Source organism: Paenibacillus xylanivorans, assembly GCF_001280595.1.
GTDB lineage: Bacteria > Bacillota > Bacilli > Paenibacillales > Paenibacillaceae > Paenibacillus > Paenibacillus xylanivorans.
Genome location: NZ_LITU01000065.1, coordinates 1 through 26,661, shown reverse-complemented (window position 1 = coordinate 26,661; position 26,661 = coordinate 1). Strand labels below are relative to the sequence as shown.

Here is a 26,661-nt window from a genome sequence, read left to right as displayed (position 1 = left end):
CCTTGCCGTTCGTTACGTCGGCCATCCGCCTGCTTAGCCGTTTTGTCCAAAGCAAAGTCGGGGCTGATCAGTTTTTCCGCGTACAGCTTATTCAGCCATTTATACGCATCCTTGTTGCCGGGCTTCAGCCAGTTGGTGGTGGTAACGAATTCTTCCTCCGACATAGGACCCCAGAAGGATGGAACCAGATTGCCAAAGGTGTAGTTCATGCCGGCAGCCGCAGTCGCCCACGGAATGACGCCATTTACATTGCCGGGGTTCTTGTCGCGGAAGGCAACGAGCGTATCGTACAATTCGTTCTTGTTCGTCGGAACGGGCAGTCCAAGCTTATCGAGCCAATCTTTGCGGATAAACAATCCGTTCCAGGCAAGCAAAGTCCGCTTCGCCGGGATGGAGACCTGTTTGCCATCGTATTTCCCGTAGTCAAGAACGGTATCGCCGAGATAAGCTTTCAATTGCTGGCCATCCTTCTCGAGCAATTCGTCCAGCGTATAAAGGCCATTGTTTTTGGCAAAACGGGTTACGGTCGTACCGTCGTAGGTGAAGGAAATATCTGGCGCTTCGTTGGCAGCCATGAGTACGTTCAGCTTGTCGACTTCCTGGGAACGAGGCACGGAAACAAATTTTACGACGGCGTTATTAGGCTTACCGAATTTTTCGTTGACGTATTTGGTCCACGTGTTGTTATTCAAGTCCGGCTGTCCTTGAATCCCTCTATCGAACACTTCTACAGTCAAGGTTTCAACGGGACCAGAAGATGATTCTGCTGCCGGGGATCCACCGTTTGATGCCGCCGGTTCATTATTGCCGTTATTCCCACCGCAGCCTGCCATAACACCGGCAAGCAGCGCTGTACTAAACAGAATGGCTGCTTTTTTCTTTATACCAGTATTCACTTAAAACCACCCTTTCAAATGATAGATATGAACTGATTCTTATCGCAAAGCCTCTTTACATCCACCAGCCCAGCCCTGCAATCACCCCTTTCCATCCGAATTTTATCCTTATCAGCCCTTAATGGCTCCCGTCATTACGCCGTCTACGAAATACTTCTGCAGCTTGGGATAGATGAGCAGGATCGGTATGGTCGTAAACATAACGCTGGCCGCTTTCAATGACTCGGGCACAATGAAGGAGCCGGCGCTTCCTTCTCCGCCTTGCTGGCTGTCCAGCTGCTGATTGGCCGAAATGATCTGGTACAGCTTCATCTGCATCGGATACAGATTTTTATCCGTAATGTAGAACAGCGCATCCTGGAAACCGTTCCATCTGTCCACCGCATAGAAGAGGCTTAACGTGGCGATCGAGGGCAGCGACAGAGGAAGCACGATTTTCATGAGAATGCCCAGATCCGAACAGCCATCAATCGCAGCCGATTCTTCCAGACTTTCTGGAAGGTTGGTGAAGAACGTCTTCAGGATGATTAGGTTAAACACGCTCATGGCGCCCGGCAACACCAAGCTCCACACCGTGTTCATCATCCCCAGGGTTTTAACCAGTATATAAGAAGGAATCAAACCACCGCTGAAATACATGGTGAAGACCAATGCCGACAGGATAAAGTTTCTTCCCATCAGCCGCTTTTTCGTCAGCGGATACGCTCCGCAAATGGTCAGGAACATACATACCACGGTGTAGAAAACCGTAAGCAGAATACTGTAACCAAGCGTATACAGCATCTCCACGTCGCTTAAGATGGTTTTGTACGTTTCGAGGGTGAAGCCCACCGGCCACAGCCCTACCTTTTGAGAGATAATCGCTTCGTTAGAGCTTAAGGAAAGCGCAATCATATAGAGGAACGGAACGATACACGTGAAGGATAACGTCACGATAAATACGATAATGACGATATCCGCCACGCTCATTTTTTTCTTTTTGCCTAAACTGCTCGCCATGCTCACCATATCCCATCCTCACCCAATTTCTTCGCGATATAGTTAGCACCAATCAGCAGGATTAGGCCAACGACGGATTGGAACAATCCTACCGCAGTCGCTTGGGAGAAATCCCCCGAACTAATACCAACTCTGTATACGAATGTACTGATCACGTCGGAGTAATCGCTGACTAATGAATTGCCCATTACAAACGGTTGATCAAACCCTATGGAAACCATTCTGCCAATCTGGAGTATCAGCAAAATATTGATCGTTGACTTAATGCCGGGCAGCGTAATATGCCATACTTTGCGAAGTCTGCTGCATCCGTCAATATCGGAGGCCTCGTACAATTCCTTGTTGATTCCCGTCATTGCCGCCAGATAGATGATCGTTCCCCAGCCGATATGCTGCCATACGCCAACCGAGATATAAGTCATTAACCAAGGCACCTTCTGCGACAGAAACTCGATCCTCGCAAGGCCCAGGTTCGCCAGGAACGTGTTGACCATGCCGCTGTTGGAGAACATCAGATAGACCATGCCGCCAATAATCACCCAGGATAAAAAGTGAGGCAGATATAATACGGTTTGCGTTATTTTCTTAAATTTCGCCATTCTCACTTCATTGAGCAAAATCGCTAGAATAATCGGCGCCGGGAAGCCCGCGATCAAGTCATAAACATTCAGCAGCAGCGTATTCTTGAGCGCACGGTAGAAGCTGTCCTGCTGGAAAATGAACTCAAACACATCCAATCCAACCCACTCACTCCCCTGTATTCCCGCAAAAATATTGTAATCTTGAAAGGCCATAACAACGCCGTAGATCGGGGCATACTTGAAGATCAGGATATAGGCAAAGGGCAGCAGTAAAAGAGCGTATAACCATTTGTCTCTTTTGACGTTGTGAAGAAATTTATTTTTCTTCTTAATTGAAGCGTAGTCTTGTTCTAAAACCGCTTTCATTTCTTTCCTCCTTCCGGCTGTATTAAGAGGAGCTCTCATATTTTCATTATAGCTACCGGGGAAATTATAAAAATGTACTCATTTAAATGAATTTGGTAATAACTTAAAATCGTGGTGATATAAGTAATCCGAAAGAAACCCGTAAAGAGCCTTGATTGCTCAAGGCTCTTTACGGGTTATGCCTAGCTAGCGCGAAGTTATAAAGCGGGCAAGTATGGCAGCTACTTCAGCTCGAGTGACGCTGCTTGCAGGCGCCAGAAGGTTCCCCGGCTGCCGTTCATGATCCCTTGCGCCACAGCCCAGTTCATCGCTTCCTTTGCCCAAACGGAAACCTCGCCGCTGTCGGCAAAGCTCTTGCCGTTGCCGCTTGTTGCAGGTTGTCCGGCGTACCGGTACAAAAGAGCGATCAATTGCTCCCTGGTAATGGCAGCATCCGGGGCGCTGCCGTCGCTAATCCCGGCCGTTACAGCCCAGTTTTGCGCCTTGGTGTACCAATTCGCACCGCCTTCGGTCTCAACGTCGTCGAGGCGAGCCAACACAGTAAAGAACATGGCACGGCTCATGGATTCACCCGGAATAAATACGCCTTGCCCCGTTCCAAGGAACAGTTCTCGGCTGGCGGCAAAGGTTATCGCTTCGGCCGCCCAATAGCTGTCAGGCACATCCTTGAAGGTAATCTTGTTGTCGATCAATTTAACCGTCATATCGCCTTTGGCTATAAAGCTCACTCCATCTTTGGTTAGAACAGAATCTCCAATGATTTTTCTGGAGCCGTCTTCCCTGACCGTATAGGCTACAGTCGAAGCAGAGGCATTTTTCGCGGGGATCGTAATCCGCGCATCTGCCACGCCTTCTGGTAGATGGACATTGGCGGTTACTTCCCCAAGGGGAGTCGTGATCGTCTCCACCTTAACTCCGTTAGGCCAAGCGGTCGTCTCGGTCACCGTTCCGGTTGCCTTATCCGTAACGATGGTTGTCGTACTGCCGTCCTCGTTTTTGACTGTAGTAGACGCGTTAGTAGAACCGCTAGATTCACCGCCGACAGGGGAGGTCGGTTGATCATAGCCTTTGATGGTTAACTCCACATGGGAACTAGCTTTATAGTCATCGGTCTTGCGATATCGTATCCAATAGGTCCCCGGTGACAGATTCGATAGGATATCCCCCTCTACGTTAAACCATGTACCTCCGTTGTCGGAGGACCATTCCATCGCGGTGTTCACGCCTGTGATGATTCCATCATTGGCGCCTGCCGCTGTTTCATTGCTTGTCCCAAGCCCCTCGGGAGCAGCCTTCGCTCCTCCGGTGACCATGACTTTGAAATCGTCAAAGTCGATGGACGCGTTGGCGTAGCCGTCGATGCCAAACCGCTGGCCAGTCAGCTTGCTGCCGCCCGTATGGCGGAAGACGAAGTCAGTAGCTGCCGGAACAGGATCATCGTTGATATAGACGGTATAAGTCTTGGCATCCCAATTTGCCACCATTTTAATTTTGTACCAGGTATTAAGCCCGTAGTTTAAGACGGACTTCTTTGACCCGCCATTTTGCACCATGATTTTACCCGTATCAAACGCCGTGACCATAGAATAATTGCTAGTGCCGCTGTCGTTCCTCGCCATCGCGCCATTGGCATACTGGAAGTTGGTATTTAATCGTGCGCGATATTCGATGACAACTCGCTGATCCCCCGTATCCGTCACTTCCCCCCTATAAGGCAGGAACAGGTTCGCTTTGCCTGCGGTAGCGGTGGTGGTCAGCCGAAGAAATTTATTCCGTCTTCTTCCTGTACAGTAGCGGTAGCTCCATTGGTCAGGTCTTCGACGTTAAAGCCATACGGAATCTCCCCCGCTTCATCGCCGGCAAAATCCCGGTAAGCATTATAGCTTACGCCATCCTGTGTAAGGACGAGAGAGTCGGACAGGACTGACTCAGCGACAATAATCGCATTCAGGGCATCGTCCGCTTGCTGCTCCGTAGTCGTAACATTCTTGGCCAACGCATCCGCTGCGTTCAGCGCACTTTGCAAGGAGTCATAAGCAGCCTGGCTGTATTGACCAAGAGCATCGCCTAACGGATAAGAGATTCCGGACATCCCGGCGCGTTTTGCATCCACGGCTGCTTGCAGCCTCTGTCCCGTGCTGAAGGCTCTGCCTTCTTGACTGTACTAACTAATGTTACATTTTCATAATATATAAGATATAATACCACTGGAATTATTTGTAATATTAAATAATAGGAGACAATTAGATGGGGAAGACAACAAAAAGTACAGTTAAGAATACAATGGCTAGATTTATGTTAACTCAATATGGAAAAATTTATTTGAAACAAACACATCTTGACGAGGTTTGGGATGAACATACATGGTTTCAAAAACTCAAAGAAGAATTCAATAAAAAATGTGCATACTGCGACAAGGAAAAACCACTTGAAAGAGAACACTTACTTATGATAAATGCCGAGCAGTGTGGTCTACATCATCCTGGGAATATTGTTCCCTGTTGTAAAAATTGCCAAAAAGAGAAAGGCACCCTAAAGATGACGATCCGAAAAAGAAAGGTAAATACTATAGTTGGGAAGAACAGCTTGAATTTGAATGTGGTGAAGTAGACTCTGATATTTATATAATCAGACATAAAAAAATTACTGATAGTATTACAAAAAATAGGTATCCAAAAGACGTAAGTGAAATAATTAAATCATCTATTGAAACTTCAATTCAATTATCGATCACGGAATTAGAGAAATTTATGAAACCATTACAAAAAAAAGTTGAAGAATCTATAAAACAAAATTCAAAATCAAAGCCTTCTAACAAATAGTCCTTCACTGATCTTCCAGATAACTTCTTATACACGAACTTCACGAATTTTTCGTACCTGAAGTATTTTTGAAGAGATTGAACAATCCTGCCCGTTAGAACTTTATTTATTTGAAAGCTGGAACTGACAGAGTCGCCGTCCGCCGAATGGCCACCACATGGCAGGTTCTTTTTAAAAGTAGATGAATCAACATTAGAAAAATTTTATCCCAGTTCATTACTCCCAAATGAAACAGATGAAAACTCGGCTGATACTGATGTTCCATTAAGTTTATCAAAATAGTAATTTCATAAAAAAGGAGCCATTGTTTTCGACAATGGCTCCTGATTTTTTTATTTTACAATTAGCGTGACTCCAATGAATGTTTCGACTTCCGGCTGCTGTTTTTCCCAGATATTCACGGTAGAAATCCGGTGACAAAGGCGGACGCTATCGCTCCTGCACTTCCAAATTCCTCCTCCGTCTCTCTTTCCTTATAAGATATTTTCAAGTTCAATCTATATAGATTTAAAAGCTCCGTTTCAGTCACGTCCATATCTATTTTCCTACGTTAACCTGCCCGTTAGTTGAACAAAAGCAGCCCATCGAGTTGATCCGCTGCTTTCTTTGTGTTATTGATTTATGACCCGTCTCGTAGTCGATGGTAGCAAACAGTTTGGCTCCTTTATGCTCGCCATGAGTCGGGATTTTGTTTCGGAAACTAGTTGTACTGCAAAGCCAAATAGGCCCTTACCATTTTAGTGAATATAATGTTTTAAAGTAGGAAATAATTGTTGGTATAGAAAGGGCGGGGATAATATGTTTAAAAAAATATATTTAATAGCCTTTGCAGTGACTATTATTTCAGGAGTGGCATTAATATCGAATTCAAAAGCAGACACCTCTCCAGAAATGGAAACTGTAAATAAGACAGTTGAAAATCCTGTTAACACTAATTTTTCAACAAATAACGTAAAATCCGTAAAATTCGAAGAATCAGTAAAAATCGTAGAATCCGTAGAATCAAAACTCGCAAAAGGGTGTTTTAGTCAACTATATACACCTCATGGGATGTTCTTGCGAGCAGATGAACAAAGTATCTTTAAGGAATCTGAGATAGCAAGAAAGTTAGATCAAATCGGACCTAATACGAATCAACTAATTTTTTAAGGCGAGTTTTTTTAAAAAGTAGATGAATCAACATTTCTTAAATCGTATCCCAATTCGTTACTCTTAAATGAAACAGATGAAAACCCGACTGATACTGATGTTCCATCAAGTTTATCATAATAGTAATTTCATAAAGAAGGAGCCATTGTTTACGACAATGGCTCCTGATTTTTTTTATTCTGGAATTAGCGTGACTCCAGTGAATGCTTCTACTTCCGGCCGCTGTTGTTCCCAGATATTCACGGTAGAAATCCGGTGACAAAGGCGGACGCTATCGCTCCTACATTTTCTAACTTCTCCTCCGTCTCTCTTCCCTTATAAGATATTTTCAAGTTCAATCTATATAGATTTAAAAGCTCCGTTTCAGTCACGTCCATAACTTCTAATCGGCAATCGGATCATGTTCTTGTCCCCCGACAATTTTCGGATTTCTTTAATGGCATGTATTCCCGCATACTCGGCACCGATGACGACGACGCAAGATAATGTTCTCATAGCAATTACTCCTTCTATAGTTTGCATATAAAACGAGTTAGCGGCATTTAATGTGATAGAAAGTTACAACTTTTTGAGAACTACGAGCTGACTCCATCCAAAATTCGGTGCAAGATAACCACGACCGCGGTAAACGACTGTTTCCTGTGGCTATTATTCAAATCACTTCAATACTATCTTTCGGAAAATGAAAACAAAAATGAGAACTATGGTATATCCTTCATGAAGCACTGGAAAGGCTGACAATGAAGGCAGCCATAATAAATTGGCCAAATTTGAATAACACCAAATTAAACCGCTACTACCGAATCACGTCGTCATAAAATACTTCAAGGTCCATCATCGTGTCATGCCGCTTACGTAGTAGCATCTATTCACCATTCTCTATATTAGTTAGTCAATATTATAAATTAGATCGATCTTATCACGATATGAAAAAATCAATCCATTTGAATCTACACATTAGAGTAAAACTGCTCACTAAGATAAAGTTATTTATTTTCTTCAAAAATGCTGAACAAATCTCTGGCCTCATGAAGTGGTCGTATGTTCTTTTGAAACTCCAAAGCCTCTTCATACGTCTTAAAGTATCTCATTGATCGAAAGCTTTTCTGAGAGGACTTATTTTCAAGTATACATTCCAACTTACCTTGCTCTTTTATACTAGGAATTATATCTGAAATACGCAAATTATATACGCCCATCACTGCAAACAATTCCAGATCTACACCGAGTAAATTGATATTCTCAGGCTGCAAAAATGTAAAACCAGCGGCTTGACTAATTAACCGATCTTTATCAAAATTCTCAGGAGGATCGAATGTAATTGAAGTATACTTAATATTTTCTCTGAATGGCTCTTCCTTAACAAAGGATGAGTACAGTTTCATCAACCAGACGTCTTCCTCATCACTTAGTGGCAAATCTAATGGGAATTGTACACCCAACTTTTTTTCAACACTACTCATCTTGTTCCAGAACGTTAATAGATCATTCACTGTCTCTCTCTCTACGTCGCTAATTGGAGCTGGAGGTAATTTCAATCCAACAACCTGTCCGTCCCCTTGAATAAATGCCTGATATACGAATAAAACACTTAATAATTCATCGATAGAATCAACTTTTTGCAGATTGAAATTAAAGGAAAATCGAAGTGTTTCTGTATCCTCAAGTACTTTCATGGATACCTGCAGACCGTCATTATCTATATTCTTTATCAACGTTTTATTAAGATCAGCAAGCGGCTGCCTTTGCATAGTTAATGTTCTAGTTTGTCCATTTCCAGAAAACTCAAGTTCATAAGGTGACGGGAATGGCCTTGGTTGTAGAAAGAATTCAGTATTCTTACTTGTAATTAGGGGAGCTAATGCCGCTTCATCTAAAGCTATCTCGATCCCGTTTATTTTCACTGGCACATTTTTATCAATCTTAAGTTCAGTTTGAGTTCTATAGAGAATTTCAAAGAGTTGCTCCGGTTTGTAAATTTTTAGACTTTCAGGGATTTTGATATTAGCAGACATCTGCATCTCCCTACCCTCGCTAGGAACTGCAAAAACGAGGTCTTTAGCTACTCGCTTATATATTAGACCATCAGGCAACCTTTTATTGAGAGACTCAACAATTTCTTTTGGGATGATATGACCATCCGATTTTTTAAATGATTCTTTAAAGTTGGAAAACATGTTTCACCAATCCTTCTCTAATTGAGTAAATACCATAATTTTAGAGATTAGAATATATTTTGTTGCATGATCAGTGTGTAATTCATCCATGATGAAATGAATTAGATTATCTCGATCTTCAACTGTATCCACGATGAGATATTCAATCTTTTCATACTCAAATTTCAACCACAATTCTTCCTTTTGTTCAATGCCGTCTGAGTACGAGTTACATACCACATTATTCAAATTATTCACCAAAACCGATTGTGGAATTATTAAACTCAAATCTGTATCTACATCACTAAATTTTGGGACGAATCTCCATTCCCTCTCATCATGAAAATTCTTAGAAATGTGTTCAAAAGAAGCCCCTCTTTGCTTAGCCATTTCTCCGTTTAAGGGTTTAATAAAAAGCAGTTGTGTTGCTAATTGATTATGAAGGATTTCATCCCCAATACCATCACGCATTTGTTCCATAGCATGTTGGAATGCTGTTTTGAAGTCAGACAGTAGAGCCGATGAACTATTCATATAACTGATCGGCTGAACACCTTCTTGTATGCCCCACATCTTGCTCATGCCAATTCCGTATCGCCCATACCCATCAGAGCTATTGGAGCCTCCCATATGGTACGTTAATTTGTTTAGATGAATATCACAGAAACAAACCATAGGAAATGCCACTTTATCCATCTCGGACAAATCCAAGTAAGCGATATTTTCTTCATAAAATCTCGGAATCATTGCTTTTTTGCTTAATTTACTTTTCAGGTATTCAAGTTTAGGCATGAAATTGAAAAGGACATTTGCACTTTGTCTGTAAGTGTAATTAGCCTGAGTCACCTGTGGAGCTGAGTCCAATAAAATATCACTATACTGTTCAATGGCCATAAGAGTCTCCTATAAATTTTGTGTTATATTGCTAACTGAAAGAATCATTTACAATAAAATTATACCTTATGGATTACGAGGACGCATTAATACAAGAAGTCTTTTTATCTCTTGGAGAAAGTTTATCCCCTTGGCATTCAATTAAAAATTCTCAAGTATTGTAGAAAACGCAAATTACATTGTCCTGGATGCGGCTCTGATTTACCGTGCCTTTGCCACCGTTGAGGGCGACCCGTCACATTCAATGGTTCCATACAGACCGAGGTAGTGAGTTTAAGAATGAAGAAATGAATGAGCTTCTGAAGACATTTGGAATCGGTCGTTCACTTAGTATGAAGGGCTGTCCTATGACAAGCGGTGGCTGAGGCCACCTATAAGTCATGAAAACAGAGTTCAGTAACCAGATGAACTTCCTTGTGTCAGTTGTTCCATAATAATTTGAACAATTTGTATGTATTACGGTATTTAATAAGGTTTTAAGTGGCATGTGCTCAATATTTAGACATCCATCTAATCGGTAATCGGACTATGTTCTTGTCCTTTTCGGCAATGGAACCAAGTTCTTGTCCTCAGCTTGGGACAAGAACTTGGTTCCTTAAAACAAAAAAGCCGCTATAATAGCGACTTCAATGGGACTATGTTCTTGTCCCTCGATAGAAGGACAGCAACATTGTTCCTTAAAAGACAAGAACATTGTTCCATTATGGCAACTGATTGAATGTTCTTGTCCCTCGAAAATTTCATAACAAGCAACTTTATGTCATTCTCCAGTCTGGTGGGTAAATTTATGTCAATTTTCTAGCCTGGTAGGCAACTTTATGTCACTCCCTCCGGATTATTTATCTATGTTGTTTACAGCGTTTCTCATTTTGATCATCTGGACTAAAATAAAATAGCCGCTAAGAAAGCAACTTCAAATGGGACTATGTTCTTGTCCCTCGACATTTATTGACAAAGCGAAACCACTCATCCATCTTAGCCCTGCCAGAAGTCCCTTATCGTAATCGCCTGTCGCGTTCTTTTGTGAAGCTATCCATGCAAGCAATTTATTTTTTCGAACTTGAGTAATTCCTACAGTAACCGTGAACATTAAATCAACTCTCTTTGATTCGCCTGCCCCAAGCCTTCTTTCCCGTTATCGGCTATCGTCACCGCATAGCCTTCAGGTCAGTTCCAATTCGAGAAGCCGAGCGATTTTGGGCTCATCCTCAACGATTAACACGTCTTTGTTCATTGTGAATCCCCCTTCCGTCTTTTTATTATAAGTAAAAACCGCTTTCACCAAACAGATCTATCCCGGCAGAACGGGCAAAAAGCCTAAGCTTTCGCTTAGGCTCTTTGGAAGTCGGTTCAGTCGTTCTCGGGAATGACCTTGCCCGTCGTGGCGTCTACCGTAACTTCATGCTGTGTTCCCGTAGCGTCTTTGATCGTAACGGTATAAGCGGTTACGCCGTTTTCCGTCTCCAACTGCACGTCGGACACCGTTCCTGCCGTTTGCTTCAAGGCTGCATCGATACTCTGTTGCTTCGTGATAGAAGCTGCTTGCGCACCGTCGTCGCTAACTTCTTTATCGTTGTCCTGCTTGTCCTGCGCACCGTCGTCGTTTACTTCTTTATCGTTGTCCTGCTGGGTTTGAGCTTTTTGGACTGGCGATGTCGAAGCGGGAGCTGCAACATCCGAAGCTGCTGCATTCGTGGAAGGCAATAAGGCCGCTCCAATAATTCCTCCTCCAGTAAGAGCAACAGCAAGCGCACCAACCATCAGTTTCTTGTTCATTGTGAATTCCTCCTTCAAATTAACTACATCTATATTGTAGACCGCGTACATTAGAATTTAATGAGGGAAATTCCTTTGCCACCAAATTATCGTCCTCGGTCAATAAGAATTGTAATTTTATGGAATAAAACCGCTAGGCACAGGGTAAAGCGCGCAAAGGCGAAGGAGCTGCCAGCTAACCGGCAGCTCCTTCTTATTTATGCCGCAACATGCTCGATTCAAAACGGGCAGCTCGCCCTGAACCGACCTGGCCGAGTAAATGTAACTCGGAAGAAATTGGTACTTGCTGCCAGAATGTTTGCCCTCTCATCTCCATGAACATCTGCTGTTACCATTACCGTGTTCCCTTCTGAGCTACTTCTAATGAAGTAACACGAGATTTTGAATTTAGTGGTCTTCGCTAAACGTCGTTCTTGTATATCCAAAATTAATATATCCCCCAGAGATAATACAATGCGACCCAGCTTAAGTTTAAGAAATGGACAGGAGCCCGGACCCAAATGCCCCAAGGCACATATTCTGGTTATGGATGAACTCCAGAAAGGTGGGGATAAATTGGGAGGCTATGCGACTAAATATAATGTAAGTAATTCCTTGCTTCACAACGAGGAGCTTCGCCGGAATGTTCCCGAGACAAGAATGTATAGTAAGTCGGTTTTAAAGACAATGTTGGATAAGTACAAAATGGTTTATGTCAAACCTAATAGCGGAACCGGCGGTAAGGGTGTCATGAAGGTTGAAAGGCTGGGACAAGGCAGTTATAGATACCAATTGGAAACGTCGGCTAGAACCTTCGACTCCTTCGATGGTTTGGTTCACTCCATTAGTAAAAGGACCGAAAATTGTCCTTACGCTGTTCAACGCGGAATTAATTTATTACGACATAGCGGTCACCGGTTTGATCTGAGGATCATGGTACAGAAAAACCCCGAGGGAAAGTGGGAAACGACCGGTATCATAGGTCGTTTAGGACATCCAAAAAAAATCATAACGAATGTATGCAAAGGGGGCCGTTCCAAGCCAGTTGAGCTTTTATTAAAAGAGCACGTAGCAGATATTGCCGAATACACAAATAAGTTGAGAAACTTAGGGTGCCAGGCTACCATGCAGTTAAACAAAACGTTTCCTAAAATTAGAGAGATTGGCCTGGATGTCGGCATAGACCAAAATCTACATCCGTGGATTTTGGAAGCGAATCCCCAGCCCGCAATTTATGGATTTAAAACCTTGAAGGATAAGCGTATATATCAAAAAATGTGTCGTTATCAAAAAGCGTACGGCCGGCTTTAATTAGTCGATGTAGTTTTTAAACCCTTCCCTGCAATGAAGAATTCTCATACTATACACCATCTTGTATGATTCAGATGAGTCGGGGATGGTGAGACATGAAAGTTTTAATGCTGGTATCGCGGTTGAATATTGGAGGAACCGAAAAATATATTCTTTCTCTCTCGCAAAGTTTGTTAACACATGGGGTTCAAGTCGGTGTTGCAGCTGATGGAGGACCAATCGCAAACTCATTTCAAAAGGCTGGGATTAAGCTTCATAATGTGTCAATTGAAAAAAAACTAAAACGAATATCCTTATTGTCTTCGATCGTGGCCAAAGAAAAGTATAACCTGATCCACGCCCACGATTCCAAGGCATTTGCTCTGGCAGTAGCCTTATCTCAACAGTGTAAAATCCCTTTAATTGTTACTATACATGGCACTTATCATCGTCGGGCTGCCCTATTATCGGCAGCAAGAAGTTCCAAACGTCTGATTACGGTTTCACCAAAACTGACCAAATGGTTGGTGAATCTTAACATTCCTAAGGACAAGATTCAGATGATTCCTAATGGAATTGACATCGCAACGTTCCGTCCTGCGGCGAATAAAAACCATTGGAGAAAGGCGCTCCATTTACCGCAAACCGCCCAAATTCTTGTATACGCTGGAAGATTCTCGTCTGATAAATATCCCATTGCCAGAAATGTAGTCTTGGCAGCAGAACAAATCGCTAAATACAACCGTCAGTTTCTAGCCGTTCTAGTTGGTCCTGGGCGTCATCGTTCAAATCTGGTTCAGCTTGCGGATAAAGTCAATCGTCGTCTTGGTCGAACAGCAATCATTATTCGTCCTCCGATGTCTAATATCCAACATGCTTATTATGTCTCAGATATTGTTGTAGGAACGGGACGCGTGGCACTCGAAGCAATGGCATGTGCAAAACCGGTCATTGCTGCCGGCGTTGCAGGGTACTGCGGTATTGTACAGCAGAAAAATATAAATAAGATAATTCAATGTCATTTCGGCGACCACGGAGCTTTTGCGCCGATCACACCCAAACAACTATCGTCAGACATTAACAGCCTATTAAGAAATCCAAAAAAAGCCCGTACTTTAGGAAAATTAGGCGTTACAACAGTAAAACAGAGATTTTCTATAGAAACCATTGGTTCTCGAATAATTCAAATGTACAAAGGGGACAACTGATGACGTCTACAAATTTAATCGTAACCCTCACTTTATTTCAAAAAGATTTTTTCACACGTAAAAAAGAGTGTTTACGAACATCAGCTTAATCACAAGAAATACATTAAACTATTTGCCGCTAAAAGATGTAATGGAAATATTGGAGTATGATATTTTAAAAAACTGCACAAACAGCATATTGATAACAGACGGTTCGGAGCTCGTGACAATTCCCAAAAATGGTGCGATCGCAAAAAGAGAAGGTGTCTCCTTTCGAATTGATCCTTTAGTCATGATAAACAAGGAGCGTCTCATTAGTCTCCGTTCTGTAAACCGGCTTTTGAACGTCGATTTCTTGGTTAACAGGAAAGCTAAGCGTGTATCAATACGGCAACCTGGTCGTTTCATCATCACGATAAAAGGCGACACCTTTAAAAAACTATCCAGATTGCTGAATACTTCGGTAAAAAAGCTTCTCTCTGTCAATAAAGATTTAAAGGAACCGATTCCTCCCGGAATAAAAGTAACGATCCCAACGATTGATTTCGATGCAGTCCACCAAAGAAAATCAACCGGAAGGGCGAAAATAAAACAAGAACCGGAAAAGGCTCCGGCAATTATTGCACTAGGTAGAAGCCTGATGGGGACTGGTTACCAGTTCGGTGCCGGGCCGTATCCCAGAAGCAAAAGATTCGACTGTTCTTCCTTTACCCAATATATATTTGGGAAAAACGAGTTGCGTTGCCAAGAACATCCAGTTCCCAAGCTCAAAATGGTCGAAAAATTACCCAAAAGGAAATTGAAGCAGGGGATTTAATCTTTTTCAGAAGAGATCGCTATTCCGATAATCGGATTGGTCATGTTGGCGTCGATATTGGGAATGGCAACATGATCAATACCTACCAATCGCCTCCCGGTGTCACCATTACGAAATGGAGAAGACCGTATTGGCTGAAACGATATGTAACGGTTCGCGAGATATTATAGAGCAAAGCAGAGCTTCTTTCGAGGCTCTGCTTTGGAATGGCATTTAGATTAGTTGGTTTCAGATTCCGCGCAGATGGATTCTCTCCCGTGAGTTTAAAGTTTTTTTTCACTGGAGTGACTTGATTTAGTTGAGGTTGATTAGCAACAGTATGTAAATACCGATTTAAGATCCTTTTCAGTGCATTTTTTGAGAATTTATGGGTATCTGGAATATGGGAGCGAACATCATCGTCACAATCCTTCGGGCTAAGCATGCCATTGGTAAACATTCACTATTCTGTTTGTAGGGCGGGTTATTCCGCGCAAGGAAGTTCCAGTTTTGCTGAAGGCAACCCATCTTGCCAATCAACAAGTCCCCGTTCACCTTGTTATCGCTGGGAAGGGAAAAGACGCCTATATGAAGAAACTTCGGAGGCAAGCATCGAAACTAGGCATTTCCGTGTCTTGGGATAGGGAAAAAGAAACATTCGGAAATCCATAGAATTTATCAAATCGCTGATTGTTTTTTGTGCCCTTCTCAGAAGCACGAGGCCTTTGGGTTAGTTAATGTGGAGGCAATGGCTACCGGTTTACCAGTTATCGCATCACGTATCGGCGGCATCCCCGAGATCGTAAAAAACGGTAATAACGGCTATCTCATCGATAAATATCACGATCCTGCACAATTCGCAGGATATATAGTTAGATGTGAAAAAACAAAGAGCTGTTTCGTACATTGGGTAATCATGCAAGAACAAATGTTCTTAGTCGGTTTACATGGCGCCAAACAGCGGCAAAGCTAGAAACCATATACTGATAATTTCTTGGGACAGATTAGTTCCGTGTTCAATCAATATTAGTAAAATTTAGCGGCAACCAGGATAGTTAATTGAAATCTTATTTGCCGCTCGGTTTAAACTCCTGCCTGTACAAATTCTATCCATTCAACATAGTATATGGCAACGGAGGTGGTTCAAAGCATGCTAACTGAAAAACGTAAGCTTGCCAAAGGTACACCATATGAAACATGGCTTCATCTGTTTCACGGTAAACTGTCTGGCCCAAATGTTATGATTGTGGCCGGCATCCATGGTAAGGAGGTCGGTAGTATCCGTGCAGCCCAGGAGCTGGTCAAGCAGTTGAGAAATCAGGAGCTAACCATTAGACGTGGGACATTGATTGTAGTCCCCATTGCGAACCAGCCTGCCTTCAAAAAAAGAGTGCGCGGAAATCCAGATCTTAATCGTACGTTCCCTCGCGGATCGGACCGAAGGGCAACTCATGAGATGTCCCGCGCATTGTTCAAGATCATGCAAAACTACAATCCGGATTGGTATCTAGATCTTCATGAAGCGAATGGCTTATCATCAAAAAGCAAGAACGTGCTCGGCCAAACCTTAATCACGAACCCAGGTAACGCTGCAGTCCCCACTGTCCAGAAGATCATCAAACAAATAAACGCGACCTCCATCCGCCCCTCCCACCATTTTCACATCCGCTTACACAAACTTAAAGGTTCTTCCCGTACCGCAGCATCCGAACATATTCATGCAAGATCCGTAACAGTCGAAACATGCTGGAGCCTTAAAATGAATACAAGGATTGAATACCAAACGCAAGTGGTTCGACACTTCCTTAGGGAAGCAGGTCTACTGCAGAAATAGAAAGGAACGCTTTGGTTTGAAATTCTTTATTCCTCCTAATGTACTAAGTAAAGCTCGAAATAATAATGCTATGTTTCAGCACTTATTACAGTCTCCACCTTAAAATGTTGTAGTCCTTTCTTGAGCTCCTTCGTCACCGCCGGTGACTCTTTTCGACCGTGACTGCAACGAATGCAAAGGCTGCCCGCTGTCTAAATAAAGCGGCGATGTAAAAACTTTCAACTTCAATGGTGCCGAGAGACCCTGACAGCTTCTCGGCCTTTTTGCTGCTGTCCGGTTCCCTTTTGTCATCGTCCCAGCATCTTACTTCCAACTCCTACAATACATACTACTTTAACTCACTTGAACGGCTTCATGGTAGCCGTTCTCTATATTCTCCCTCAAATCCCAATCCACGCTTCTAAAATGTCTGTTCAGGCGTCAAATGATAGCAGTATACAAGGATCATGATCATGCTCCCTTGTCAAACAGGATGATCAGAGCTGAAAAAACCAACCCCCGGCTGGATTGGTTGTAGGTAGGTCTTTTTGAATTGATACGCTAATCTATTATCATGAATCCCAATAATCTGTAATCACGGTCAATAACATGAAATAAGAGTACCGTTCTTTGGTCCCTTCACTCTTTGTGTCTATTACTCAGCCCGTCACCCTGTTATCATGAAGCTGACTAGATACGGTTCAACCCGCGTCCCCGCAAAATATGAAGAGAACAATCGGACAAGCCAATAACCCAAGGTGGCTCCGATAATACTGGATGCCCACAAACAGAGACCTCCCCAATAAGGCCCATAGATTTCCAGCAGCATCACAGCGGTGATTTCCCCAGCACGTTGAGCAGGATTTGAAACAGCAGCACAGCGACGAAACTAAGGATATGATATTGGCGAATCAGCGCGATGATTCGCTCAGCATCCCCTGTTCGAAGCAAATGAATAATGTAGATTACCAAGCCTAACAGCAGCAAAAATCCGAAGCATTTCACCGAGTATTTCATGGCTACGTAATATTTATGCGTATCCGGATGTATCCAACGTGAATGAAGAGCGTAATCGGTAATGACGGTAAACGTGCGAGCGTTGTGGTCGCATTCGCGCTGCGACACGACGTCGAATGGAAAGGTGTTGTTGATATCATCTGGCCGGAAACGGCCGATCGTCTCCAGCATCTCACGTCTGACGAATCCGTTCAGGTATCGGTTCACCGGGACGGATGGATTCGAATCCCTGGTCATGTAATAGCTCCAGCCATAATAATTGAAGCCCAGATGAGACGAGAAAAGGCTCATTTGATACACCTTCGAAAAAAAAGGAATTTAACACAGGGTGCACTTCCTTCATGAGATCAATGATTTGCACCTAGTTGACCTGCAGCATATGAAAATAATGCAATAATGCCGAGGAAAGCTGCTGATGGCCGTCTCCAAATCCGGCTGTCAAAATCAATATTCTTGGGTGACGGGTAGGTATGCATGTTCCCTCCTATGGATACAACAATTTAGCACGCAGTTTATTTTTAAAGCCAGATCCAGCCAGGATCTTTGCCCAAGACTCGACCTTAATTTTGCTGATCTGAAATATCCTTGCCGGGAACGACTAGAATATGCCCCAAAATAAACCACTGCTCTTCCTCGGAAAGGCCGGAACGTTGAATCAGTTGACGAATTTTTGTTTCCAAGTCATGCATTGACTCCAAAAACAGATCCCAATCCTGTAGCTGGTCATGCATACTTCTCACTCCCCATCGATAATTTCGCTGTTGAATTTTCATTTATGGCTGTTTCTACAGATTTCGGATCACTGCCTGAGGTCGGCCAAGATGCGATAGGTCGTACAGATCTTCCAGTGTACGAAGAACATTTAAATGAGATATCTTATGACTCAATGTGGCTTGACGGACATGATCCCCCACGATAATGGTCGGAAATATGATTCCGATTGCTGTAATCATCTTCGTCCCAGGTTACTTACCTGATTGAATTTGTCCTTCCTTGTTCACGTTCCGGGGCAATATCTTCGATTCGTATTTTTCATACCACCCGAGACCTGCTTTAAACGAACGGGAAATGAACGAGAAGCGCTCCGCAAGGCGGTGCACCCCTGCTGCAACTATGATACCGATCAGCGCCCCACCCAATATGTCGAACGGATAATGTACGCCTGTCCATACCCTGGAGAAAGCAATAGCAGCAGACAAGAGCAGCCAGATGATTCCTTCTTTTCGGCGATATATAACGAAAGATGCGGCAATGGCAAAAGCTCCGATGGAGTGATCGCTTGGAAACGACGCGTTGGCCGGATGCGGTATCAACTGCAGCACCGTATGGGCTACAAAAGGTCGATCCCGGTAAAATAGATGGCCGATCACCCAGCTGATCCCAAGCCCGATGACAACGGAAACGACGGACTTCGCTACCATTTTTCGGTTGCTTTCCTTACGGCTAAACCAATAGACAAATAGACCGACAAAAAATAAATAAAACGCATACTCCGCCAAAAAACGCATAACAGAATTCAAGGAGGAAGCGGATTTTCCCCACTCATTAATGAAATGAAACAGCTCATAATCGATTTGACCGATACTCATTTCTCATACTCCTTCTGCTTTTTCTGATCTGTTAACGATAACGATCGGTGGAGATAAGCTTAACGCAAGATAATGAAAATTCAATGAGAATCAGCCTTTCGATTGCATCGTCATTATTATGATACCGCCGGGAAAGACAAGATTACGCGGGTTCCCTCGTCTTCGACGCTGGTGAGAGCAATTTCGCCCTGATAGTGCTGAATGAGATTTTTGGCGATCGCCAGACCCAGGCCCGTTCCTCCAATTTCTCTGCTGCGGGCCCGGTCTACACGGTAAAACCGGTCGAAAACATGCTGGATCTCAGCCGTCGGTATGCCGATTCCATGATCCTGAATGGAAATGCGCACCCGGTTTTTTTCTTCATAGCTGCGAATGTCGATTTCTTTATGATCCCCTGAATATTTGACCGCATTTTCAATGACAATAAACAGCATTTGTTCCAGGTGAAGCGGGTTGATCCTCACCATTTTTCCGGTACCCTCCCCTTTCATACGGAAAGTGAATTCCGGATACAAATCTTCCATCCGACGGAGAGTTTTGGTCAGAAACGGTTCAATCCGGATCTGTTCAATATGATTGGTCAAGGTCGAGGACTCAGCCCGCGACAGCGCCAGGAGCCCTTGAACGAGCCCTTTCAGTCTTCGGACTTCCTGAAGCGACGCCTCCAGCGACTCCTCCAGGATTGCCCGATCTCTTTTCCCCCACCTGTCCAGCAAGTTCAAGTGGCCTTCCAGAATGGTGATGGGCGTGCGCAGTTCATGCGAAGCATCGTCCACGAACTGCTTTTGCTGGCGGAAGGACACTTCCAGTTGGTCCATCAGCTCATTGAACAGGCTCGCCAGCTGCGATAGCTCATCTCCGTTTTCGATATTTTCGACGCGTTCCTGAAGCCCGTTTCGCTTCACATTTTGAATGGTGATGGCAAGCGCCTTAACCGGCCGTAAAAACTGCTTGGCGATCGCCCAGCCGCTGGCGGCGCTAATGCATACGGCCAAAAAGCCCCCGATCACCATGACCCACAGCAGCGTATCGTTAAAATGGTCGAAGGTCTCGAGATTCGTTGCAATTTCAATCGTTCCAGCTTCGTTCTTGATTATAAGAGGAGCCCGGTAAACGAGAATATGGTCCTCCTCATGCCACACATCCTGCAAGGAGTTAATCGTGCTCGGAAGCGGTGGGATCCACAACGGATTAAAATGGTCCGTAGCCAGCAGCAGCTCCGTCCCATTTTTATCAATTAGGCGAATCATTTGATTTTTTCCTAGAACATTTCGCATATAGGAGCTTGTTTCCGGTGACTGCAGCAATTCCCCGTTAGCCGGTTGATCCTCTAAATAACCCTGGACCTGTGACATCATGACATGAAGCGCGTCCTGCTCCTGGTTCAGCATCCAGTGCTTCAATACCAGGTACTGGGCAAAGTTGTACGTGGCGAACAGCAGAAAAATGAGCAGCGTTGCGCCGATCGTCAGCTTCCATATAACAGGCATCCGTTTGAGCCAATCGGTCATCCGTTTCATGGCCGCATCACGTATCCCATTCCGCGCACGGTCTGGATGACGCTTTCTTCTCCGGGAACATCCAGCTTATTCCGCAAATACCGGATGTACACATCGACCACATTCCTTTCCACCAGCGAATCGTAGCCCCATACCAAGTCGAGCAGCATATCTCTCGTTTGGACAAGGTTTGGATGCTTCATAAACACGGCCAACAGGTCGAATTCACGCTTGGTCAGTTCGACAGGGTTACCGCCGCGGGTAATAACTCTGGCATCTAGGTCCACAGTGATGTCCCTGAATGTCAGTATTGCCCGATCCTGATGATCCCGCTGCTCGATCCTGCGGAATATCGCGCGCATGCGGGCCAGAAGCTCCTCGATGTCAAATGGCTTGGCGATATAATCATCCGCACCGCTGTCAAGGCCTTGCACCCGGTCCTCCAGTCCGTCTCTGGCCGTGAGCATGATCACTGGAGTGCCTTTCACATTCCGGAGCCTGCGGCATACCTCTACCCCGTCCAAATGTGGCAGCATAATATCCAGCAGGATCAGATCCCATTCCTCCTTCAAGGCAAGTTGAAGTCCGCTGATTCCATCATAGGCAGCCCGTACAAAGAATTGCTCATGCTCAAGTTCCAGCTGGATAAAACGCACAAGGCTTTTTTCGTCTTCTATAATAAGTATCCGTTTCATTGATATCTCCTCCAGGTTACAGTTGCGATGACAAGTATATTCAAATATTATGAGAAATCGATGAGAAGATAGGTGCTGACTCTGATAATCTCTACTAGTTTGGTCATACCCTGAAATTGTAAACAAATGATAATCCTTTATCACATTTTCTGTATAAGAATAACGTCTATTGACGTACATTCTAAGAAGCCAGACCGCATTTAGCGGTAGTTTTTCTTGCGATATAAGGAAGCCCCAGACTCCGAAGCTTATACTTTCTTATATCTTCAAAAAGGCAGAGTCTCGCATGAGACCCTGCCTTGTAAGTTCTTCTAGTGTTCCCCTTGTTGATCCTCTCCATCTGCACTTCTGGAATTTCTCCACTGATGTTTGGAGGAATGCTTCTGTATATTTGTCGGCTTTTGCAAGGAATCGCTTTGGTCCGATACCGAAGGCGCAGCTGCGGAATTGTCGGCAGAATTCTGCCCATTGGAATCTTGGCTGCTTGGATCCTTTCCGTTATTGCTCTGTTCAGCAGCTTGACTTTTTGGTGTCTGCCCGCCGGAAGCCTGTCCATTGTCGGAAATGACGCGACGAGCGGTTACAAAGGTGCGATCCCAGGTACTGCCGGAAAAATTGGACACCGTCACGCCAATACCGACTCTGTAGGTATGCAGGACCTCACCGTTCCCCATATAAATGCCGACATGATTGATGACGCCGTCGTGATTCGTATCGGAGAAAACCAAGTCTCCCTGCTGCAACTGATCCTTGGACACCTGCGTACCTACCTGCGATTGCTGTCTTGATGAGCGGGGCAGATCGAAGCCGTTTTGCTTGAAGACATACTGCGTGAATGAGGAACAATCGAATTCGTCCGTTCTTCCGGAAGGTGCTCCGAACTGGTAGCGAACGCCTAAAAATTGTTTCCCTGTCGAGATGACCCGATCCGCCACGGAGCTGCCGGAAACGGAAGCCGCGTGAACCGGATGGGTCGGCAGCATCATGCTTCCGGAAAAAGCAATGGAGAGACACAAGCCGATCCCGGTTAAAGTTTTGCCGATCCGGCTCTTTCTGATGATGTTCGTGTTGTTATCCATAAAGCCCTCCCTACAATTTGTATTGGATGGAGTGAAATCCATGTATGATTAGCACTTCATCCTTCCCCACTAGTTATAGGTGACAGAAATTAAAAAATGATGAGAAATGCCAATACTCCATGGATGCAATTTTATCCAACGCTTACTGCGCAGCTTCGGTTGAGATAGGTCATTTTCACAGAAAATTCTCATTTCCAGCTGTTACACTCATGTACAAAACCGAATCAACATGGGCAGTATGAGCAGCTGAGGCTGGTGGTTTCTATGACGACAAAGGAGGAAGAAAATGGAACAGTATTCGCATAATCAGGAGGTTCTGACCCAGCCGTCCATGAGCCCGGGAATGCGGATGTTAAGCAAAGTACCGCAAGTCGCCATCTTTTTTTTAGAGAGAATGAAATATAATAAAGTTGTGGGAAACCACTTTAAAGAAAGGAAATTATTTATGCAAGAAAACCAAAATATAATGATAATTTTACTTAACAAAGTGCCACAAGTGACGATTTTCTTTTGGATCATCAAAATTTTATGTACAACCGTTGGTGAAACATTTGCTGACTTCATCAATTTCAATATTGGACTTGGTTTAACTCTTACTACCATTATTATGGGAGTTTCGTTTTTTATTGCACTGTTTTTTCAACTTAAATCAAACAAATATGTTCCAGCCATTTACTGGGCAACAATTGTTCTTATAAGTGTATTTGGAACACTGGTAACGGATAATTTGACAGATAATATGAGCGTACCACTTGAGGTTAGTACAGCTGTTTTCTCGGTGCTACTAGGACTCACTCTTCTATTTTGGTATCTTAGTGAAAAAACACTATCGATCCACTCGATTTTTACTAAAAAAAGAGAAATTTTTTACTGGCTTACAATCCTTTTCACCTTTGCACTTGGAACGGCAGTCGGCGATTTATATTCAGAACAACTTGGTTTTGGATATCTTAACACAGGAATAGGCGTTGTTATGATTATTGCTCTTGTGTTCTTAGCTTATAAATTTTTGAAACTTGACGGGGTATTAGCTTTCTGGATTGCATATATTTTAACTCGTCCGCTTGGAGCGTCACTTGGAGATTACCTATCTCAATCAAAAGTAAATGGCGGATTAGGACTAGGGACAACCGTTACGAGTGTCATTTTTCTTATCGCTATTTTAGTGATCATCGTTTTCCTTGCCGTTTCAAAAATTGATACAAATGCTAAAAGTGATATAGCGGAAACAAAACAAAGTAATGCAAATAAGAAACATGTGCTAACACAAACGATTGTTGTGCTCGTAATTTTCTTAGTTGTTGGTATAGGCGGTTATAACTGGCGCAGTAATTATATTGCATCACAAGGTGCTGCTGATCAAGCTACATTAGGAGGTCAATTAAACGATTTTGTTAAAATTGAAAATGAAATGCTAAACGCTGTAAATAAAACAGACATAGCTACGGCAAAAAAAGGCGCTGATAATTTGGAACATCAATGGGATACACAAGAACCTAAGCTACGAAAAATTGATAGCACTACATGGACAAAAATTGATGGAACAATTGACTCTGTTCTAGCAACGGTTCGTTCTTCAAAACCTGATGTTAATCGAAGCAAAACAGTACTTACTAATTCACTTATTGTCTTAAAAGATGCAAATAAATAAAAAAAAGGTTTTTTTGTGTCAATCTACTAATATATTCATAAAAACGGTAATCGGACTATGTTCTTGTCCATTCTGGCATGCCCTACTTGGTGTAGATCCTAAGTTTAAAAATATTTCGATGCTTCCAGTAATCGATTCGCCAAATCATTTAGACTGGCTAGCGTGTCTTCAATTTCTTTGAATTCCACAGATTGACGCAGCACCTTCGCATCGACAGGAGATTACTTTCTAAAATTAAGTGTTAAGTATTTCTAAACTAAAACTGTGAGAGGCAATCATAGTATATTTTTCAGTCCCCACATTAAACTAACCTGCCCGTTAGCTTAATAAAAAGCAGCAGATCTCAATGATCGGCTGCTTTCTTGGATTTATTGAGCTATCGTTTCCCGTTAGCTTAAAAAACGTGTGGTGTACTCAACTGTAATCTTCAATCAATGAGATTTTTCCTTCCTTAATCTCGAATGTTGACTTTCCTTTTAATTGCAGCTTATCCCCACTCTTTAATCCATTAGGAAAATCCACGGCAAGAATACCTTCATAATCGATTCCGACCTCTACTTTGTCATTTATAACACTGTAATCGGTAATTGTCTGGTGACGGTTGGAGAACATCGTTGACGACTGTTCTGCCAACTCCCTATATGCTTGTATTCCTCTGGTCTCCGTTGTGGTTTCTCCATTGGAAATATTCTTGAATATTATGTCATTATGCAAGGGTTCAACCATTCTTTCAATTTCAAATGAATTGTATGCTTCAAGATAATTTTCAATTATGTCCCTTATTTCTTTACTATCCATAACCATACTCCTCTCCGTTACATAAAAGATGATACCCTTGTTTACCTAGGCAACTTATTCTCAATGAAATATTACCATATATTACAACTATCTTACCCGTTAGCGTAATGAAACAAGATAATGAATCTTATCAACATTAGTACCTTGTTCTTAACCTTTTCAACAATGAATTAGCTCTTTGTCTTTGGTCAGAGAAACCTAGTCTTGATAAAATCGGTATTCAAGCAAATTCTTATACTCATATGCTTTTATCTAGCCACATGATCTCCATCATAGTACTATTTAGATAATTACCTAATCCGAAATGACATTGCCGTGTACGTTCCCCTTTTCATTCTCATTTTATCCGGTCCGGATTAAACACAAAAAACCGGCAATCTTTTCAGATTAACGGCTTCAAAAACTCAATTTTTTTTACATATGTCTCGACTGTTTTTTGGAGGACCTTATGTTCATCGCAAGATTATATCATAACTAGATCGTGGTTCTTTTAGTAACGATTAAGAAACGCTGTATTAGAACTAACTATAGAGTATCAAGTTAAATCATCTTAATACTCTGTCTTATCTCTGTTTTTTCTGTTTCGTGTCAATGTCTTATATAACAGGAACCCAATGGTGAAAAGAATAGCTACCACGAGAAGTGGCTGAGTATAGGGTGCTGCCTTTTCAGAGATATTCCCCCAGTTTTCCCCCAGATTATGTCCAAGGGCAACAAAAATCAGCGTCCAGAGTAAGGAGGCGATACCAGAAAAGTACAAAAACTTTATTAACTTCATTTTGCTAATACCTGCTGGAATAGATACGGCTTGACGAACAACAGGAATAAAACGTGATGTAAATACTACACCGGCTCCGTATTTCTGAAACCAGCGTTCTGTCATATCCACGTGCTTGGATTTAATGTGCAGGTACTTCCCATAGTTATCAATAAAAGCCCTTCCTCCGTATAACCCAAGATAATACAATATAATCTGTTGCAATAGGCAACCAACAGTCCCAAACAGGACTGCTTCTACAAAGCTTATTTCTCCCTTAAAAACAAGGTAACCAGCATATGCTAATACAAGTTCACTCGGGATAACCTCAATAGCTAGTCCCAGTAGTATTCCCCAATATCCCATACTTGTGACGAAATCGAGAAGTTGATGCAAAATATCTCCCAATGTATAACCCCCTTGCTTTTACTATGCATTTGTTTTGAACTTCGTTTGAAACTATATCAAATGAATATTGGAATTTGATTAAAATTTATTTTTAAATGAACAAGCAATTTGAATTCTCCTATTGTAAAAACATCAGGAATGGAAACATGAGTCATATACTTTCACAGACCAATCTGCAAATGTAAACACTATTTGCTTCCACAACTTTCTAATCAATCTTTAATAAAACTATGATATTCTCAGAAAAAAAGCGGAAAGAAGTGGATTAAATGCCCTCAACTAATTCTAAAAATGATTCAAAACCCTCAGTCTCAAAAAAAAGAAGCCTAAGAACAAATTGGGCTTCATTCTTTCAATTCTGTTATTAGGAATTGTAGTAGTTGGAGTGGTTTTGTTCCAAGCTCCATTATTAAAAATTGCATCTTCTTTATTGAATGACCGATTGTCAAACCAAGTGCGACAGT

The 26,661-nt window shown here is 42.8% G+C and carries 28 protein-coding genes; 10 read left to right on the top strand and 18 right to left on the bottom strand.

What is annotated here, in order from left to right; translation table 11 throughout:
- From AMS66_RS33835 to AMS66_RS33830, 5 genes are all read right to left on the bottom strand, one after another.
- Positions 1-896, bottom strand: an 896-nt coding sequence (locus AMS66_RS33835; RefSeq protein WP_236703481.1) for an extracellular solute-binding protein, incomplete at its 3' end; no start/stop codon positions are given.
- 111 nt (positions 897-1,007) lie between these two features.
- A complete protein-coding gene (locus AMS66_RS17510; RefSeq protein WP_053782029.1) occupies positions 1,008-1,904 on the bottom strand; it encodes a carbohydrate ABC transporter permease in 897 nt (298 codons plus the stop codon).
- Positions 1,898-2,842, bottom strand: coding sequence for an ABC transporter permease (locus tag AMS66_RS17505; protein WP_053782028.1), 945 nt, complete (start codon positions 2,840-2,842; stop codon positions 1,898-1,900). Before AMS66_RS17505 ends, AMS66_RS17510 begins: the two co-directional genes overlap by 7 nt.
- 221 nt (positions 2,843-3,063) lie before the next feature.
- Positions 3,064-4,425, bottom strand: a complete 1,362-nt coding sequence (locus tag AMS66_RS17500) for an S-layer homology domain-containing protein (RefSeq protein ID WP_236703480.1) — start codon at positions 4,423-4,425, stop codon at positions 3,064-3,066.
- Positions 4,426-4,595: 170 nt separating this feature from the next.
- Positions 4,596-4,955 (bottom strand): hypothetical protein, encoded by a 360-nt coding sequence (locus tag AMS66_RS33830; protein ID WP_053782026.1) that lies wholly within the window; start codon positions 4,953-4,955, stop codon positions 4,596-4,598.
- Positions 4,956-5,089: 134 nt separating this feature from the next.
- On the opposite strand from AMS66_RS33830, the gene AMS66_RS17490 reads away from it, so the two are divergent.
- Positions 5,090-5,452, top strand: a complete 363-nt coding sequence (locus AMS66_RS17490) for an HNH endonuclease (protein ID WP_053782025.1) — start codon at positions 5,090-5,092, stop codon at positions 5,450-5,452.
- A gap of 1,010 nt (positions 5,453-6,462) precedes the next feature.
- The gene (locus AMS66_RS17485; protein WP_053782024.1) at positions 6,463-6,813 is read left to right on the top strand and encodes a hypothetical protein; all 351 of its coding nucleotides are present in this window, start codon (positions 6,463-6,465) and stop codon (positions 6,811-6,813) included.
- 363 nt (positions 6,814-7,176) lie between these two features.
- Here AMS66_RS17485 and AMS66_RS34400 read toward each other — a convergent pair whose 3' ends face one another.
- The 4 genes from AMS66_RS34400 to AMS66_RS17470 all read right to left on the bottom strand — a co-directional run bounded on the left by AMS66_RS34400 (position 7,177) and on the right by AMS66_RS17470 (position 11,639).
- Positions 7,177-7,308, bottom strand: coding sequence for a hypothetical protein (locus AMS66_RS34400; RefSeq protein ID WP_269084555.1), 132 nt, complete (start codon positions 7,306-7,308; stop codon positions 7,177-7,179).
- Positions 7,309-7,799: 491 nt separating this feature from the next.
- Entirely contained in the window at positions 7,800-8,990 is a 1,191-nt protein-coding gene (locus AMS66_RS17480; RefSeq protein ID WP_053782023.1) for an abortive infection system toxin AbiGii family protein, read from the bottom strand.
- A gap of 3 nt (positions 8,991-8,993) precedes the next feature.
- A complete protein-coding gene (locus AMS66_RS17475; RefSeq protein WP_053782022.1) occupies positions 8,994-9,863 on the bottom strand; it encodes an abortive infection system antitoxin AbiGi family protein in 870 nt (289 codons plus the stop codon).
- Between the two features lie 1,350 nt (positions 9,864-11,213).
- Positions 11,214-11,639: a PepSY domain-containing protein gene (locus AMS66_RS17470; RefSeq protein WP_053782021.1), complete on the bottom strand. Its 426-nt coding sequence runs from the start codon at positions 11,637-11,639 to the stop codon at positions 11,214-11,216.
- Between the two features lie 525 nt (positions 11,640-12,164).
- Here AMS66_RS17470 and AMS66_RS17465 point away from each other — a divergent pair.
- The 4 genes from AMS66_RS17465 (at position 12,165) to AMS66_RS33820 (ending at position 15,082) form a co-directional block, all read left to right on the top strand.
- The gene (locus AMS66_RS17465; RefSeq protein WP_053782186.1) at positions 12,165-12,929 is read left to right on the top strand and encodes a YheC/YheD family protein; all 765 of its coding nucleotides are present in this window, start codon (positions 12,165-12,167) and stop codon (positions 12,927-12,929) included.
- Between the two features lie 95 nt (positions 12,930-13,024).
- Complete coding sequence (locus AMS66_RS17460) at positions 13,025-14,116, top strand: glycosyltransferase (protein ID WP_053782020.1); 1,092 nt, start codon at positions 13,025-13,027, stop codon at positions 14,114-14,116.
- A 130-nt stretch (positions 14,117-14,246) separates the two neighbouring features.
- Positions 14,247-14,912, top strand: a complete 666-nt coding sequence (locus AMS66_RS17455; RefSeq protein WP_236703478.1) for a LysM peptidoglycan-binding domain-containing protein — start codon at positions 14,247-14,249, stop codon at positions 14,910-14,912.
- Positions 14,837-15,082, top strand: a complete 246-nt coding sequence (locus AMS66_RS33820; RefSeq protein WP_236703477.1) for a C40 family peptidase — start codon at positions 14,837-14,839, stop codon at positions 15,080-15,082. Before AMS66_RS17455 ends, AMS66_RS33820 begins: the two co-directional genes overlap by 76 nt.
- Here AMS66_RS33820 and AMS66_RS33815 read toward each other — a convergent pair.
- Positions 14,995-15,351: a hypothetical protein gene (locus tag AMS66_RS33815; RefSeq protein ID WP_236703499.1), complete on the bottom strand. Its 357-nt coding sequence runs from the start codon at positions 15,349-15,351 to the stop codon at positions 14,995-14,997. The genes AMS66_RS33820 and AMS66_RS33815 overlap by 88 nt on opposite strands.
- Before the next feature lie 5 nt (positions 15,352-15,356).
- Here AMS66_RS33815 and AMS66_RS34395 point away from each other — a divergent pair, with 5 nt between their 5' ends.
- The 3 genes from AMS66_RS34395 to AMS66_RS17445 all read left to right on the top strand — a co-directional run bounded on the left by AMS66_RS34395 (position 15,357) and on the right by AMS66_RS17445 (position 16,725).
- Positions 15,357-15,563 (top strand): glycosyltransferase, encoded by a 207-nt coding sequence (locus AMS66_RS34395; RefSeq protein WP_082350763.1) that lies wholly within the window; start codon positions 15,357-15,359, stop codon positions 15,561-15,563.
- 25 nt (positions 15,564-15,588) lie between these two features.
- Positions 15,589-15,864, top strand: a complete 276-nt coding sequence (locus AMS66_RS34390; protein WP_269084553.1) for a glycosyltransferase — start codon at positions 15,589-15,591, stop codon at positions 15,862-15,864.
- A 177-nt stretch (positions 15,865-16,041) separates the two neighbouring features.
- The gene (locus AMS66_RS17445; protein WP_053782017.1) at positions 16,042-16,725 is read left to right on the top strand and encodes a succinylglutamate desuccinylase/aspartoacylase family protein; all 684 of its coding nucleotides are present in this window, start codon (positions 16,042-16,044) and stop codon (positions 16,723-16,725) included.
- A gap of 807 nt (positions 16,726-17,532) precedes the next feature.
- Here the strand turns inward: AMS66_RS17445 and AMS66_RS17440 are convergent.
- The 6 genes from AMS66_RS17440 to AMS66_RS17420 all read right to left on the bottom strand — a co-directional run bounded on the left by AMS66_RS17440 (position 17,533) and on the right by AMS66_RS17420 (position 22,583).
- Positions 17,533-18,012 carry an MGDG synthase family glycosyltransferase gene (locus AMS66_RS17440; protein WP_082350761.1) on the bottom strand — a complete coding sequence of 160 codons (480 nt, stop codon included), beginning with the start codon at positions 18,010-18,012 and terminating at the stop codon, positions 17,533-17,535.
- 269 nt (positions 18,013-18,281) lie between these two features.
- A complete protein-coding gene (locus AMS66_RS32755; RefSeq protein ID WP_160319698.1) occupies positions 18,282-18,452 on the bottom strand; it encodes a hypothetical protein in 171 nt (56 codons plus the stop codon).
- Positions 18,453-18,686: 234 nt separating this feature from the next.
- Positions 18,687-19,310 (bottom strand): undecaprenyl-diphosphatase, encoded by a 624-nt coding sequence (locus tag AMS66_RS17435; protein ID WP_053782015.1) that lies wholly within the window; start codon positions 19,308-19,310, stop codon positions 18,687-18,689.
- A gap of 116 nt (positions 19,311-19,426) precedes the next feature.
- On the bottom strand, positions 19,427-20,830 hold the full coding sequence (locus tag AMS66_RS17430) for a HAMP domain-containing sensor histidine kinase (RefSeq protein ID WP_053782014.1): 1,404 nt from the start codon (positions 20,828-20,830) through the stop codon (positions 19,427-19,429).
- Positions 20,827-21,504 (bottom strand): response regulator transcription factor, encoded by a 678-nt coding sequence (locus AMS66_RS17425; protein WP_053782013.1) that lies wholly within the window; start codon positions 21,502-21,504, stop codon positions 20,827-20,829. Before AMS66_RS17425 ends, AMS66_RS17430 begins: the two co-directional genes overlap by 4 nt.
- Before the next feature lie 311 nt (positions 21,505-21,815).
- On the bottom strand, positions 21,816-22,583 hold the full coding sequence (locus tag AMS66_RS17420; protein ID WP_082350760.1) for a C40 family peptidase: 768 nt from the start codon (positions 22,581-22,583) through the stop codon (positions 21,816-21,818).
- A gap of 286 nt (positions 22,584-22,869) precedes the next feature.
- On the opposite strand from AMS66_RS17420, the gene AMS66_RS17415 reads away from it, so the two are divergent.
- The gene (locus AMS66_RS17415) at positions 22,870-24,234 is read left to right on the top strand and encodes a COG4705 family protein (protein ID WP_236703476.1); all 1,365 of its coding nucleotides are present in this window, start codon (positions 22,870-22,872) and stop codon (positions 24,232-24,234) included.
- Positions 24,235-24,648: 414 nt separating this feature from the next.
- Here AMS66_RS17415 and AMS66_RS17410 read toward each other — a convergent pair whose 3' ends face one another.
- Together AMS66_RS17410 and AMS66_RS17405 are read right to left on the bottom strand one after the other, a co-directional pair.
- Positions 24,649-25,032, bottom strand: a complete 384-nt coding sequence (locus AMS66_RS17410; RefSeq protein ID WP_053782012.1) for a nuclear transport factor 2 family protein — start codon at positions 25,030-25,032, stop codon at positions 24,649-24,651.
- Positions 25,033-25,582: 550 nt separating this feature from the next.
- Positions 25,583-26,197 (bottom strand): DedA family protein, encoded by a 615-nt coding sequence (locus AMS66_RS17405; RefSeq protein ID WP_053782011.1) that lies wholly within the window; start codon positions 26,195-26,197, stop codon positions 25,583-25,585.
- Positions 26,198-26,661: the final 464 nt, after the last annotated feature.

Excerpts from the sequence above, each read along its gene's own strand:
- AMS66_RS17510 (WP_053782029.1), bottom strand. The coding sequence starts at position 1,904 with ATGGTGAGCATGGCGAGCAGTTTAGGCAAAAAGAAAAAAATGAGCGTG.
- AMS66_RS17505 (WP_053782028.1), bottom strand. The coding sequence starts at position 2,842 with ATGAAAGCGGTTTTAGAACAAGACTACGCTTCAATTAAGAAGAAAAAT.
- AMS66_RS17500 (WP_236703480.1), bottom strand. The coding sequence starts at position 4,425 with ATGGTCACGGCGTTTGATACGGGTAAAATCATGGTGCAAAATGGCGGG.
- AMS66_RS17490 (WP_053782025.1), top strand. The coding sequence starts at position 5,090 with ATGGGGAAGACAACAAAAAGTACAGTTAAGAATACAATGGCTAGATTT.
- AMS66_RS17485 (WP_053782024.1), top strand. The coding sequence starts at position 6,463 with ATGTTTAAAAAAATATATTTAATAGCCTTTGCAGTGACTATTATTTCA.
- AMS66_RS34400 (WP_269084555.1), bottom strand. The coding sequence starts at position 7,308 with ATGAGAACATTATCTTGCGTCGTCGTCATCGGTGCCGAGTATGCGGGA.
- AMS66_RS17480 (WP_053782023.1), bottom strand. The coding sequence starts at position 8,990 with ATGTTTTCCAACTTTAAAGAATCATTTAAAAAATCGGATGGTCATATC.
- AMS66_RS17475 (WP_053782022.1), bottom strand. The coding sequence starts at position 9,863 with ATGGCCATTGAACAGTATAGTGATATTTTATTGGACTCAGCTCCACAG.
- AMS66_RS17470 (WP_053782021.1), bottom strand. The coding sequence starts at position 11,639 with ATGAACAAGAAACTGATGGTTGGTGCGCTTGCTGTTGCTCTTACTGGA.
- AMS66_RS17465 (WP_053782186.1), top strand. The coding sequence starts at position 12,165 with ATGGATGAACTCCAGAAAGGTGGGGATAAATTGGGAGGCTATGCGACT.
- AMS66_RS17460 (WP_053782020.1), top strand. The coding sequence starts at position 13,025 with ATGAAAGTTTTAATGCTGGTATCGCGGTTGAATATTGGAGGAACCGAA.
- AMS66_RS17455 (WP_236703478.1), top strand. The coding sequence starts at position 14,247 with ATGGAAATATTGGAGTATGATATTTTAAAAAACTGCACAAACAGCATA.
- AMS66_RS33815 (WP_236703499.1), bottom strand. The coding sequence starts at position 15,351 with ATGTTTACCAATGGCATGCTTAGCCCGAAGGATTGTGACGATGATGTT.
- AMS66_RS17445 (WP_053782017.1), top strand. The coding sequence starts at position 16,042 with ATGCTAACTGAAAAACGTAAGCTTGCCAAAGGTACACCATATGAAACA.
- AMS66_RS17440 (WP_082350761.1), bottom strand. The coding sequence starts at position 18,012 with ATGAGCCTTTTCTCGTCTCATCTGGGCTTCAATTATTATGGCTGGAGC.
- AMS66_RS32755 (WP_160319698.1), bottom strand. The coding sequence starts at position 18,452 with ATGCATGACCAGCTACAGGATTGGGATCTGTTTTTGGAGTCAATGCAT.
- AMS66_RS17435 (WP_053782015.1), bottom strand. The coding sequence starts at position 19,310 with ATGAGTATCGGTCAAATCGATTATGAGCTGTTTCATTTCATTAATGAG.
- AMS66_RS17430 (WP_053782014.1), bottom strand. The coding sequence starts at position 20,830 with ATGAAACGGATGACCGATTGGCTCAAACGGATGCCTGTTATATGGAAG.
- AMS66_RS17425 (WP_053782013.1), bottom strand. The coding sequence starts at position 21,504 with ATGAAACGGATACTTATTATAGAAGACGAAAAAAGCCTTGTGCGTTTT.
- AMS66_RS17420 (WP_082350760.1), bottom strand. The coding sequence starts at position 22,583 with ATGGATAACAACACGAACATCATCAGAAAGAGCCGGATCGGCAAAACT.
- AMS66_RS17415 (WP_236703476.1), top strand. The coding sequence starts at position 22,870 with ATGGAACAGTATTCGCATAATCAGGAGGTTCTGACCCAGCCGTCCATG.
- AMS66_RS17410 (WP_053782012.1), bottom strand. The coding sequence starts at position 25,032 with ATGGATAGTAAAGAAATAAGGGACATAATTGAAAATTATCTTGAAGCA.